This is a genomic window from Jingyaoa shaoxingensis, assembly GCF_014385005.1.
Lineage (GTDB): Bacteria > Bacillota > Clostridia > Lachnospirales > Lachnospiraceae > Marvinbryantia > Marvinbryantia shaoxingensis.
The window spans coordinates 142,988-156,445 of the sequence record NZ_JACRSZ010000009.1; the positions used below are offsets into that span (position 1 = coordinate 142,988).

12 protein-coding genes are annotated in these 13,458 nt (G+C 43.1%); 10 read left to right on the forward strand and 2 right to left on the reverse strand.

The features are described from left to right. The 7 genes from H8716_RS10250 to H8716_RS10280 all read left to right on the forward strand — a co-directional run bounded on the left by H8716_RS10250 (position 1) and on the right by H8716_RS10280 (position 7,667). Complete coding sequence (locus tag H8716_RS10250; protein WP_249308668.1) at positions 1-489, forward strand: MogA/MoaB family molybdenum cofactor biosynthesis protein; 489 nt, start codon at positions 1-3, stop codon at positions 487-489. Continuing rightward, positions 476-1,123, forward strand: coding sequence for a molybdenum cofactor guanylyltransferase (gene mobA, locus H8716_RS10255; protein ID WP_249308670.1), 648 nt, complete (start codon positions 476-478; stop codon positions 1,121-1,123). Before H8716_RS10250 ends, mobA begins: the two co-directional genes overlap by 14 nt. A 431-nt stretch (positions 1,124-1,554) precedes the next feature. Beyond that, positions 1,555-2,496 carry an ABC transporter permease gene (locus H8716_RS10260; RefSeq protein ID WP_249308671.1) on the forward strand — a complete coding sequence of 314 codons (942 nt, stop codon included), beginning with the start codon at positions 1,555-1,557 and terminating at the stop codon, positions 2,494-2,496. Between the two features lie 2 nt (positions 2,497-2,498). Beyond that, positions 2,499-3,854, forward strand: a complete 1,356-nt coding sequence (locus H8716_RS10265; protein WP_249308672.1) for an ABC transporter permease — start codon at positions 2,499-2,501, stop codon at positions 3,852-3,854. A 13-nt stretch (positions 3,855-3,867) separates the two neighbouring features. After that, entirely contained in the window at positions 3,868-4,905 is a 1,038-nt protein-coding gene (locus tag H8716_RS10270) for an ABC transporter ATP-binding protein (RefSeq protein WP_249308673.1), read from the forward strand. Further along, complete coding sequence (locus H8716_RS10275; RefSeq protein ID WP_249308674.1) at positions 4,898-5,932, forward strand: ABC transporter ATP-binding protein; 1,035 nt, start codon at positions 4,898-4,900, stop codon at positions 5,930-5,932. The genes H8716_RS10270 and H8716_RS10275 overlap by 8 nt, the downstream gene beginning before the upstream one ends. A gap of 64 nt (positions 5,933-5,996) precedes the next feature. Next, the gene (locus H8716_RS10280) at positions 5,997-7,667 is read left to right on the forward strand and encodes a peptide ABC transporter substrate-binding protein (protein WP_249308675.1); all 1,671 of its coding nucleotides are present in this window, start codon (positions 5,997-5,999) and stop codon (positions 7,665-7,667) included. A gap of 74 nt (positions 7,668-7,741) precedes the next feature. Here the strand turns inward: H8716_RS10280 and H8716_RS10285 are convergent, their stop codons facing one another. Next, positions 7,742-8,779: a M42 family metallopeptidase gene (locus tag H8716_RS10285; RefSeq protein ID WP_249308678.1), complete on the reverse strand. Its 1,038-nt coding sequence runs from the start codon at positions 8,777-8,779 to the stop codon at positions 7,742-7,744. A gap of 356 nt (positions 8,780-9,135) precedes the next feature. Here H8716_RS10285 and H8716_RS10290 point away from each other — a divergent pair, with 356 nt between their 5' ends. Continuing rightward, entirely contained in the window at positions 9,136-9,771 is a 636-nt protein-coding gene (locus H8716_RS10290) for a DUF3786 domain-containing protein (protein WP_249308680.1), read from the forward strand. Here H8716_RS10290 and H8716_RS10295 read toward each other — a convergent pair. Then, the gene (locus H8716_RS10295) at positions 9,764-10,318 is read right to left on the reverse strand and encodes a TetR/AcrR family transcriptional regulator (RefSeq protein ID WP_249308683.1); all 555 of its coding nucleotides are present in this window, start codon (positions 10,316-10,318) and stop codon (positions 9,764-9,766) included. The genes H8716_RS10290 and H8716_RS10295 overlap by 8 nt on opposite strands. A gap of 124 nt (positions 10,319-10,442) precedes the next feature. On the opposite strand from H8716_RS10295, the gene H8716_RS10300 reads away from it, so the two are divergent. Together H8716_RS10300 and H8716_RS10305 are read left to right on the forward strand one after the other, a co-directional pair. Then, positions 10,443-11,867, forward strand: coding sequence for a radical SAM protein (locus H8716_RS10300; protein WP_249308685.1), 1,425 nt, complete (start codon positions 10,443-10,445; stop codon positions 11,865-11,867). 122 nt (positions 11,868-11,989) lie between these two features. Next, complete coding sequence (locus H8716_RS10305; RefSeq protein ID WP_249308688.1) at positions 11,990-13,333, forward strand: cysteine peptidase family C39 domain-containing protein; 1,344 nt, start codon at positions 11,990-11,992, stop codon at positions 13,331-13,333. Positions 13,334-13,458: the final 125 nt, after the last annotated feature.

Below are 13,458 nucleotides of genomic sequence, written 5' to 3' on the forward strand. Positions count from 1 at the left end.
ATGAAAGCGGCAATTATTACATCCAGTGATTCTGGATATGCAGGAGAAAGAGAAGATAAGAGCGGTCCGGTAATCCGGGAGATTCTGGAAGCCAATGGATATGAAGTGGTACACACCATCCTTTTGCCGGATGACAGAAAGATGCTGGCAGAGGAGATGGCGAGAATCGCAGATGCGAAAATGGCAGAACTGATTGTGACCACGGGTGGAACCGGATTTTCATCAAGGGACTGTATGCCAGAGGCAACAAAAGACATTGTGGAGCGGGAAGTACCGGGAATACCGGAAGCTATGCGGGCATACAGCATGACGATCACACCCAGAGCCATGCTCAGCCGTGCGGCAGCAGGGATCCGAAAGAGCACACTGATTGTGAATCTGCCGGGAAGCCCGAAAGCTGTCAGAGAAAGTCTGGAATATATCATTCCGGCACTGGAACACGGATTGCAGATTCTGACCGGGGAGGCTGCCAACTGTGCCAGAAAATAATCATAAGTTACAGGAAGAAGTACCGGCAGTAGCGAGTGACCGCCATTTACCAGAAGATTTTACATTGGTAGTTCTGGCTGGCGGTGCCAGCAGCCGTATGGGAAAAGAAAAGTCAGACCTGATTTTAGATGGACAGACTTTTCTGGAGACACAGATCAGAAAGGGACGGCAGCTGGGAGCAAAAAAGATCCTGATCTCCGGTTATCGTGGAGAACGGTGCAGTGAAGAAATCGTGCCAGACAGGATTCCGGGTCAGGGACCATTGGGAGGACTGGAGAGCTGTTTCCGAAAGGCAGAGACAGCAAAATGTCTGGTACTGGGGGTAGATACGCCACTGGTACCGGTGGAAGAACTTCGCAGTTTGCTAAAGTATACGATGGAAGAAGCAGACAAGCCTGTGACGATGCTGTGCCATAACGGAAAAGAAGAATCCCTGATGGCAGTATATGATGCCGGACTTTATAAAGAAATTACAGATTTTCTGGAGTCAGGAAGATCCTCTGTGTATCGATTTTTAAATACAGTGGGATATTCCCTGTATCATACCGGTGCACCGGAAAGCTATTTTCAGAACATCAATGATCCGGCAGCCTATGAGCAAATATGCATAGAATTTTATAATATTTCTTCATAAAATCATCATGAGGCAGCTGAGCAGGAAGAAGGAACGGAAGAAGAAACCCACAGAAGCTGCGACAGAGGCTACGACAGAAGAAACCCACAGAAGCTGCGACAGAGGCTACGACAGAAGCTTAGTCAATGAAGAACGAACATACTCCCAGAGAAAAAACTCTGGGAGTTATTTCGTTTTATGGATATCTTGTAAATTGTTGACAATTGACAATAACTGCAATTGATTATATAATAACTGTAATTCGTATGTAAAAGTTACGATTTAGGGATGATATGAGTACAATGGGGTACACAAAGAAGGAATTCAGGCAAATTGTGGAGCATGCCAGAACTTTTTAGGCATGCTTTTTCTAACATCTGAATTCTTTTTATGGTATTTTTGCGCTTCTGACTCTCTGGGTTGTAGCAAAAAGCAAGAGAGGAAGAAGAAAGATGAGAAAGTATACGATTAGAAGAATTTTCATGGCAGTCGTTACCCTGCTCGTTGTTGCCTGTCTTACATTCATACTGATGAATGCGATACCAGGTAATCCGTGGCTGTCTGAAAAAGCGCCATCTCAGGCGACAATTGATGCATTAAATGCAAAGTACGGACTGGATCAGCCAGTTCCGGTACAGATGGTCAAGTATCTTGGTAATATTCTTCATGGAGACTTTGGTACTTCGATTAAAATGCAGAAGAACAGAGCAGTATTATCCATTATTATGGAAATGTTTCCGGTATCTGCAAAGATTGGAAGTATCGCACTTTTATGGGCTGTTTTGGTAGGTGTGCCGCTTGGCTGTCTTGCCGCATTTAAGAGAGGTACTTGGGTAGACAGTCTCCTGCGTATTGTGTGTACATTGGGTATTTCCATGCCTGGTTTCGTAGTTGCTACGATTTTACTTCATACTTTATGCGGAGGGATTTCTGGAGTAAAAGTATTTCCGGCTTTATTTGATGGTTCAGCCAAGAGTTATGTACTGCCATGTCTTGCACTGGGATTTTATCCGATGTGTTATCTTTCCAGACAGACCAGAACAGCTATGCTGGATTCCATTAATCAGGAATATATCAAGACTGCAAAAGCAAAGGGTCTGAAGAACAATAAGATTATTTTCAAACATGCTCTTCGTAATGCATTGATTCCGGTTATCACCTATCTCGGACCGCAGATTGCATTTACACTTTGTGGTGGTCTGGTAGTAGAAAGAGTATTTTCAATTCCGGGACTTGGAAGATATTTTATTCAGTCAATACAGAACCGTGATTATCCGGTAATTATGGGAACAACGATCTTCCTGGCTACCTTTATTATTATTATGAACCTGGTAGTCGACCTCTGTTATAAACTGGTGGATCCGCGTATTAATTTGTCGAATGGAGGACACTAGAGATGGCAGAGAACAAGAGATATAAAAAGTTCGGTTCACTTCAGCCGAATGTAGATGATATTATGAAGTGGAATGCAGAATTGCCGGAGAATGCATTTGAACCGGCAACTTCCGAAGAAAAAGAGAATTTCATTCAGGATCGTAAGAGTGTGTCTTACTGGAAAGATGCATGGAGAAGACTTCGCAAAAATACGGTGGCTATGGTAGCCCTGGCTATTATTATTATTTTGACCTTATTCGCATTTGTCGGACCAATGGTAGTTCCTTATACTTATAAGCAGCAGATCCGTGGCTCTGAAGCCTTGGGACTTTCTCATTATACGTATGAAGATATACAGGCCATTCATGCGTACATTGAAGAACATACCGGTACCGGTGTACTTTCACCGGATGAAGCAGTAGAACAGGCAAGAGCAGAAGCGGAAGCAAACGGTAAGAAGCTTTCCAGAATTGAAGAGGCAAAGATTCGTGCACAGGCCTCAGTAAATGCAGAGAGTTCTGAGGCGGAAGAAGAAACCATTACCGAGAGTCAGGCAGCAAAAGAATTAGGTTTGAAGAAAAAACCATTCGGTTATTCAGAAAAAGAACTGGAGCGTAAAGCGTCAGGCGAAAAAGTTTTCCCACATGTGTTTGGAACCGATGATCAGGGACGTGATATCATGGTACGAGTTATGGTAGGTACCCGTGTTTCCATTACCGTTGGTATTTGTGCAGCACTTTTGGTATTGATCATTGGTGCTGTGTATGGATCCATATCCGGATACTGTGGTGGTGCAGTGGATGCAGTTATGCAGCGTATCGTAGAAATGATTTATTCCATTCCGGAGATGCTGATTATTCTGCTTTTATCCGCAACCTTGAAGCCGGCATTGGAACAGTTCCAGAATTCCGGTAATGGTATCTTACAGAAATTGGTTACCATTCTGGGACCAAACCTGATTTCTATGTTTATTGCATTCGGTTTATTATACTGGGTAACCATGAGCCGTATTATTCGTGGGCAGATTCTGCAGTTAAAACAGCAGGAATATGTAACAGCAGCCAGAGCACTGGGAGCAAAAGGTGGAAGAATTATTCGAAGACATCTGCTTCCAAACTGTATCGGACAGATCGTTACGACGACTTTCCTTCAGATTCCGTCTGCGATCTTCCTGGAGTCTTTCCTTTCTTTCGTAGGTGTAGGTGTATCTGCACCGCTGACCAGTCTGGGTTCCATGTGTTCAGAAGCATTAAGCGGTCTGAACACCTATCCATACAGACTGTTCATTCCGGCCGTAATACTGAGTCTGATGATTCTTTCACTGAACCTGTTTGGTGACGGACTTCGTGATGCGCTGGATCCAAGATTGAAGAAGTAGGAGAAGAGAGATTATGAGCGAAGATAAGAAACAGAAATTATTGGAAGTAAAGAATCTGCATGTCTCCTTCTTTACCCCGGCAGGAGAAGTAAAAGCTGTGAATGGTATCAGCTATGATGTAGATTATGATGAAGTAATGGGTATTGTAGGAGAGTCAGGATCAGGAAAGTCTGTAGAGGCATATTCCATTATCGGACTTTTACAGTCTCCTGGTAAAGTAATGGAAGGATCCATTACGCTGGAAGGGGAAGATATGCTGGCAAAGACATCTTCTGAGATGGTTGATTATCGAGGAAGCCAGGTTGCCATGATTTTTCAGAATCCAATGACATGTCTGAATCCGGTATATACGATCGGAAATCAGCTGACAGAAGCACTTCGGGCACATGATAAGAGTATTTCAAAAGAAGATGCAGACAAACGTGCTATGGAGATGCTGGAGCAAGTTGGTATTAATAATGTAGAAAAACGTATGAAGCAGTATCCACATGAACTTTCAGGTGGTATGAGACAGCGTGTTATGATTGCTATGGGACTGATCTGTCATCCGAAACTGCTGATCGCAGATGAACCGACTACAGCATTGGATGTAACAATCCAGGCACAGATTCTGGAACTGATGAAAGAACTTCAGAAGAAGAATCATATGGGTATTATTTTCATTACCCATAATCTTGGAGTAGTGGCAGAAGTATGTGACAAGGTATCCGTTATGTATGCAGGTAAGATGGTAGAACAGGGACCGGTAGATGAGATTTTCTACGAACCGGGTCATCCATATACCATGGGACTTCTTCGTTCCATGCCTCGTGTAGACGCAGAAAGCTATGAACGACTGATTCCGATTGAGGGATCTCCGGTTGATATGTTGAATCCACCTGAGGGATGTCCGTTTGCTCCGCGTTGTGAACATGCAATGAAAGTTTGTCTTCAGAAGATGCCGCCTTATGTGGAACTGGGAGACAATCACAGAGCAGCATGCTGGCTGAGAGTACAGGATGCCATTGAGGCACAGAAAAAAGAAGGAACGGAGGGAAAGAAAAATGAGTAATCAGAACGATATCCTCGTTTCCGTTGATCATTTAAAGAAATACTTTCCGGTGAAGGGATTAAAAGGACCGGGAGTACGTGCTGTGGAAGATATTTCTTTGTTTATCCGCAGGGGAGAAACACTTGGACTGGTTGGAGAATCAGGTTGTGGTAAGACTACTCTCGGACGTACGATTCTTCAGCTTCACGATCCGACTTCCGGAAAGATTGTATACGATGGAGAGACTATTTTTGAAGGAGAGAATCCATGGGTGACAGAAGCTGACGGTACATTGAAGCAGATCAAAGTACCAAAGCCAAAGCAGGTGAATATGCTTCCATATCGTCGTAAGATGCAGATTATCTTTCAGGATCCTTCAGCCAGTCTGGATCCGCGAATGACAGTTGGAGAAATCATTGGAGAAGCACTTGATATTCATAAATTATATTCTTCTAAAAACGACCGTAATGATCGAATCAAAGAGCTTTTGGGAAAGGTTGGATTAAATACAGAACACGCTAACCGTTATCCGCATGAGTTTTCCGGTGGTCAGCAGCAGCGAGTAGGTATCGCAAGAGCTCTGGCTGTAAATCCGGAGTTTATCGTCTGCGATGAACCAATTTCTGCACTGGATGTGTCTATTCAGTCACAGGTAGTAAACATGCTGGAAGATATGCAGGAAGAAATGGGACTGACCTATTTGTTTATTGCCCATGACTTGTCTGTAGTACGTCATATCTCTAATCGTATTGGAGTTATGTATCTGGGAAATATGATGGAGCTTGCTGAAAGTTATGAGTTGAACCGTAATCCGATTCATCCATATACCAAGACGCTTTTGTCAGCAGTACCGGTTCCGGATCCGCAGCTTAGCAGAACGAGACAGCGTATTATTTTGGAAGGAGATATTCCATCTCCGATGAATCCTCCGACAGGATGTAAGTTCCACACCAGATGTCCTTATGCGACAGATAAGTGCCGTAAAGAGGTACCAGAATTTAAAGAGCATGCACCGGAGCACTGGGCAGCATGCCACATGCTTGGATAATACAGCTAAGACGCTGTTTATCAATCATATATCATATTTCATAAGGGAAATGGAGGAAGAGACTATGAAAATGAGAAAACTGTTGCCATTTATTGCTACAACAGCAATCGCAACTTCCGTGTTTGGCTTCGCAGCAAGTGCTGATGATTTCAATATCACAGTAAACCTTGCTTCCGAACCTCAGACAATGGACCCACAGAAGAACACCACACTGGATGGTGGTACCATGATGCTGCACCTTTTCGAAGGTCTGATGACATGGGAAGATTCAGGAGAAGAACAGGTGGGATCTGACGGAACCTGTGATTCATCCACACTTACCTATGGACAGGCAGAAAGCTATGACAGAGAAGAAAATGAAGACGGTACTGTAAGCTATACCTTCCATCTTCGTGACGGTATCAAATGGTCTGACGGTGTACCTGTAACAGCAAATGATTTTGCATATGCATGGAGAAGACTGGTAGATCCTAACACAGCTGCAGATTACAGCTATATGATTGCAAATGTCGTAAATGCACAGGATATTATCGATGGCAAGAAAGATCCATCTGAACTGGGTGTAGAAGCAGTAGATGATAAGACATTTAAAGTAACCCTTTCAACAGATCTGGCATACTTCGAAGAACTTTGTGCATTCCCAGCACTGATGCCTGTTCGTGAAGACATCATCGAAGCAAACGGAGATCAGTGGACATATGATGTAGATACTTATGTTTCTAATGGTCCTTACAAGATGACAGATTGGACACATAACTCTGAAATCGTAGTAGCAAAGAACGATGAATACTATGGAGCAGAGGAACTTGGGCCTGATACCATTACATTCAAACTGATGGATGATCAGAACGCTATGCTGTCTGGATTTAATTCAGGAGAACTGAATTTCATCGAGGACGTTCCACAGGCAGAAATCACAAGTCTGGTAGCTTCTGGCGATCTGAAGATTCTGGATTACATTGGAACATACTTCGTATGCTTCAATAACGAACAGGAACCATTTGACAATCCACTTGTAAGAGAAGCATTTACACTGGCAATTGACCGTACTTACATTGTAGAAAAAGTTACACAGCAGGGTCAGGTAGAAGCTGGCGGATTCGTACCTTACGGTGTATATGACGCAGATGGTGCAACAGGCGATGACTTCCGTACAGTTGGAGGAGATTACTATGCACCAACAGATGCAGATTACGAAGCAAATTGTGAAAAAGCAAAAGAACTGCTTGCAGAAGCTGGATATCCGGACGGAGAAGGCTTCCCTGTAGTAGAATATCTGTATAATACAAGTGAAGCTCACAAAGCAGTTGCAGAAGCTCTGCAGTTTATGTGGGAAGATGTACTTGGTGTAACGGTTACTCTGAACAACCAGGAATGGGTATCCTTCATCGACAGCCGTAAGAAAGGTGATTACTCTATCGCACGTCACGGCTGGATTGCTGACTACAATGATCCTATGACTTTCATCGATATGTGGGAAACAGGCGGCGGAAACAACGATGCGAAATACAGCAACGCTGATTACGATGCACTGCTTGATCAGATCAGAGGAACAATGGATCAGGGAGAACGTATGAAACTGATGCACGAAGCAGAAGATCTGGTAATCGGACAGGATTATGGTGTTTGCCCACTGTACTTCTACACACAGAAATACATGCTGAGCGACGGTATCAAAGGTCTGCATTACACAACACTTGGATACTTCTTCTTTGGACATACATCTGCTGAATAAAAAAGAATAAGTAATGACAAAATCCCGGATGAACAGATAAAAGTTCATCCGGGATTTTTAAGATAAAAATAAAACTAAAGTTCAAGATATGCACTCATCAGCTTCAGAGTAGCCATCATGCCAGACAGATGTGTCCGTTCCATACCGTGAGATGCATGAACACCGGGACCAATCAGTGCTGCCCTGGTATCCTTTCCAGAACGCCACATCGGACCGGCATCGGAACCATAGTGAGGATAAATATCTACTGCGTAATCGATACCATGTTCAGCAGACAGATGAATCAGTCTGGAAGTCATTTCATAATCATATGGTCCAAGATTATCCTTGGCACAGATGCTTACCTGCTGTTCGGTGCAGTTCAGGTCATCACCCACACATCCCATATCTACAACTAACAATTCATCCAGATCAGATGGTAAAGTGGCACCTCCGTAACCAATTTCTTCATGAGTAGAAAAACAAATATACGTGGTATAAGCCGGAGTCAGAGACTGCTCTTTCATCAATGCGAGTAAAGTCAGTTCCAGTGCAGCACAGGCCTTATCGTCAATAAAGCGGGATTTCAGAAAGCCACTTTCTGTAATTATTGTTTTGGGATCATAACAGATAAAGTCGCCGGTTTGGATGCCAAGAGCCAGTACATCCTCTTTGGAATGAACTTCTTCATCCAGACGTACAGCCATATTTTTCTCATCTCTTGGTCTGGTATTGGCATCATCAAAGACATGAACAGCCGGAGAAAGAGAAAGGATGGTTCCGGTATAGACTCTTCCGGAACGGGTATAGATCTTGCAGTATTCCCCGTCCAGAGATGGAAGAACCGGACCGCCGATCTTGGTAAACATCAGTTGTCCATCTTTCGTAATGGAACGAACCATCAGACCAAGAGTGTCTACATGGGCACTTAATGCCACACTGTGTTCACTGTCTTTTCCCGGAACAGGAACAATGACATTTCCCAGGCGGTTATGGTAAGCATCATATCCCAGCTCCCTGGTATAGCGAATCAGGTAATCCGAAACACGGTCAGTAAATCCGGTAGGACTGTCAATGGAATAAAGCTTATAACAAAGTTCTTTTATCGTTTCTTCTGCATGTGAAAAATTCATAATAATTTGATCTCCTGTAAAAAATACTTCTGCATTACTGTAACGTAAATAAACAGAAACGTCAAGTACAGCAAAAACATCCATTATCATGGTATGAAATTGATTACAACAAGAAAAGTTTTATTTTCATAGAAATGAAGGAAAGACTATGGTATAGTTGAAATAAAGAACAAAAAGCAAATGGATACATGGAAACAGACTGGTAAAATGAATTATTTGTAAAAAGAATTTGGGTGAAGTCGATATGATTTCGCTCTTTTCATTTAATATGGATGATTTCCAAATTAGGTATGATTAGTATCATAGTTGGGAGCTTTTACCCCTAATATCTTTACAAAAGAAACGGAGAGAAGACAATGGAATCTAATTATGAAAAGCAGGTATACATAGGACGAGAATATTTTTTGAAATATGACCAGAATATGTTGATAAAAAAGTATGGACTGGAGCATGATAAGGACTATTTGTATTTGAAGTATATCGGAATGGATTATCGTATTCAGCGGGTTGACGGAGCAATAGAATATGAAGAGGGGCAAGGATGGAAGCTATGTAAAGAATATACGATTGTCATGACGATCTATGATCTGCTCTGCTATTCAAGGGAAAAAATATTACCGCCGTTTACCGGGCAGTGGCAGCCGGTGGCAGGATTTGCGGCAGCAGGCAGCAACCCATCTGCAGAAGTGTTTGCAAAAAAATATGAAAAAGCATTTTCTGGAAAAGTGGAAGCAGTAAAAAAAGCCTGTATAGAGCTGGGAGGCACCCTGCAGCCACGGCTTGCCGGAGCGGATCTGACTTTTGAGATGCCGGTGGTCCCATATTTTTCTGTATTGTTTCAGTACTGGGATGCAGATGAGGAATTCCCGTCCAAAATCTTGATCTTGTGGGACCAAGCATCCATGTCCTATCTGCATTTTGAGACCACCTATTATCTTCAGGGAGATCTGCTGGAGACAATTGCCCGGCAGGCCGGTTTGTTACTTAGCTGATCTTGGACAGAGTATGAAGGTATACCTGCAGCAGATGATATAGTTCTTCCGGGGTCTCGCGTTTATCATGACGGATCCATACAGAGATGATACCCACCACCAGAGAACTGAAGAGACTGCAGGCATAATCTTCTGTAATAGAAATAAAATTGTTGTTTCCGAATTCTTCCCGTATATAAACGGGAATATATTTGTTATGTATCTTTTGCATAGGCTGGATCAGACTGTTCTTGATCAATACTTCCAGAACCGCAGAATTGTGGTAGAGATCATTCAGGATGTATAAGGTAAAAGAAGGCCGTTTTTCTTCCGGTATCAGATGATAGCCATTGTATATTTCCTGGATACGCTGTTCGTACAGGTATTCCAGAACATCTTCGGTGCGGTCGAAGAGACGGTAAAAAGTGGAACGTCCTACCGTGGATTCTTTTTGCAGATCTACGATGGTGGTTTCAGAAAAAGATTTGGTTTCAAGACAACGCAGCATGGCGTCACAAATTAGTTTTGCTGAGGTCTGAGAACGTTTATCGGATTTAATATGGTACATTTGGGACTCCTTTGTTTTGTATTTCAAAAACTATTGTAACATATTTTTTTTGGTGATATAATCCCCAATAATGAAATATGATACATATGTATTACAAAAAGAATGGAATGGAAGGAAATTGATTATGAAGACTGCATTAGATAAAGCATCACATGCCATTCAGAGAAGGGCAGTAGGAGCAATTGTTGATGTTATGGTGAATAAGTTTGATAAGGATCGGGAGAAAGCTTACAAAGAGATTCTGGATATAATCAAACAGTTCTGGGGCAAGAACTTTACAGATGAAGCGTATGAGAAAGTATTAAGTGCAATGCAGGATCCGGATAATAAATGGATGCGTTACATCAATCGGATTCTGGATGAGACCGATAAGAACGTGGCGAAGGTTACTTTAATGAATCTGGGATTCGAGGCATTTATCCGTGGAACGAAGACCATTCGAAAAAACCGCGAGATCTACAACTGCAATATTCCGTGGCTGATTTTATTTGACCCGACCAGCGCCTGTAATATGCATTGTACAGGATGCTGGTCAGGTACTTACGGACACAAGTACAGTCTGAGCTTCGAAGATATGGATAAGATCGTAACAGAAGGAAAAGAACTGGGAACATATCTGTATATGTTGACCGGTGGAGAACCGACGGTTCGCATGAAGGACATTTTCCGTCTGGCAGAGAAGCATCATGATGCATACTTTGCTTTATATACCAACTCCACACTGATCAATGATGAGATGTGTCAGGAAGTGGTCAGACTTGGCAATATTACCTTTATGTTATCCATCGAAGGTACACCGGAGACTAACGATGCCAGAAGAGGAGAAGGTCATTATGCGACAGTTATGAACGCCATGGATCTTCTGAAAAAATACGGCATTGTATTTGGTACCTCGATCTGCTATACCAGAAATAACATAGAAGCGGTTACCAGTGATGAATTCTTCAAGATGATTTCTGAAAAGGGAGCCCGTTTTGGATTCTATTTCCATTATATGCCGGTTGGTAACAATGCCGTTCCGGAACTGATGCCGACAGTAGAGCAGAGAAAATACATGATTGAACGTATCCGTTATGTGCGTTCCATGGAATCTGATATTGAATTTTATCCGATGGATTTCCAGAATGATGGAGAATACGTAGGAGGATGTATTGCAGGTGGAAGGAACTATTTCCATATTAATTCAGCGGGAGATGCAGAGCCATGTGTATTCATTCATTTCTCCAATGCGAATATTCATGATTCTTCTATTCTGGAGATTCTGCAGAGTCCGCTGTTCATGGCATACCACAAGGGACAGCCGTTTAACCGTAATCATTTAAGACCGTGCCCGATGCTGGAGAATCCGGAATTGCTGCAGAAGATGGTACATGAGACCGGCGCTCACGGAACCAATCTTGAGTCACCGGAGAGCGTAGAGCATCTTTGCGAGAAATGCAAGGCTTACGCAGATACCTGGAAACCGGAAGCAGAAGCAGTCTGGGCCATCCAGACACATAAAGTTCCAAAATACGAGAACTATGCACCGGAAAATAAAACGGTACAATAAGATATCATTAAAAGAATCCCGCAGGTGGGATTCTTTTTCTGTCAGGAAACATTGTAATTAAAAGAAGAGTATGTTATCATTTCTTGGAGTGAATGGATATCAGTTACGGGAAGAGAAGAAATATGAGGAATAAAAAACGAATGCAGGCAGCGTGGGTAGCCGCGCTGACTGTTTCTTTCATGCTGTCAGGAAACAGAATGGATGCGTCCGCACAGAATGTCGCAGAGACAGTACAGGAGCGTAATGGTGAGAAAGTGGAAGATCAGAAGCCACAGCAGCCGGAGGAAGAACAGGAAAATACATGGGAGAACCATGCAGATTCAGAAGAGATCTCTGAGGAGATCATGGAAGAAACTGCAGAGGAGAATAGTCAGGAGATTACAGAGGAGTTTCTGGAAGAAACCGAAATAGAGGTTGTTGCAGAGACTGAAACAGAAGCAGAAGTTATCGCAGAGACTAAGACAGAAGAAGTAACAGAAGAAATTCATGATCAGGATACAGAAGAAAGTGAGCAGGAACTGATTCTGGAACCGGAGTATCAGCCGGAGAAGGATCCGAATCCTCTGGCCAATAATATATTACAGTATCTTGGCGAAAAAGAACTGGAACAGATTCGTAATATAGAGTTGCCGGATCCGGATTGGGTTGCCATCAATGGAGAAAAGGCAACCTGTACATCATATGCCAGACTGCAGTATGGTTATACACCGGAAGTACAGGTGGGAACCATCCGCTATATTTCTCAGATTGCAGGAAGTGGTCTGTTTGACTGGAATTACTGGGGAAGCTGGGGCAATCAGGCAGGCATCGAATGTGGAACCGCCAGTATCTCTATGGCGATGTCTTATATCGGAGTGAACCTGACACCACAGCAGATGCTGGATGCGTATGGTGGATTGACCTGTTTCACCGGATGGGGTGTTGTGGATCTGTCACCGGATGTGGCAGGCGGAGTGGAACAGTATATCAATGGACAGGGACAGTACAGTCCGGTGATTGTGCACCTGCCAACTTACTCTCAGCTGGGACATTATGTAGTGTTGATCGGAAAATTATCTGATTCAGAATATCTGGTGCTGGACTGTGCACAGAATTCAACCTGGGTGATGACTGCGGGAGACAGCTTTTATAATTCTATTGATCAGGTGTATCAGTATTATAATCCGGATGCACCGGTATTGGATCATACCGTAGTGGCAGATAAACCAGTGATGTCAACCTGTGTGAGCCTGGGACTGACAGCAGGATCTCATTGTGAGGTATGCGGAGAAGTACTGACAGAACAGCAGGTAGTGCCATGCAATGGACATGTCTGGTCTGACTGGGTAACCAGAACAGAGCCGACGACACAGCAGCAGGGAGAAAAGGTAAGATTTTGCCAGGTATGTGGCACGATGGATGTTCGCAGCATAGATTGCCTGCCGGAAGAAATGGTGCTTGAAATGCCACAGATCATCTGGGAATAGAAGATAATATCAGATGTGAGATGACTCCCACCTCTTTAGGGACGCCACTGAAAAAGTGGTAAGTTTAGTACCACAGGGCGTCAAATATGTGCAAAAATGTTCCTTGATAATAAAATATTGCTAAA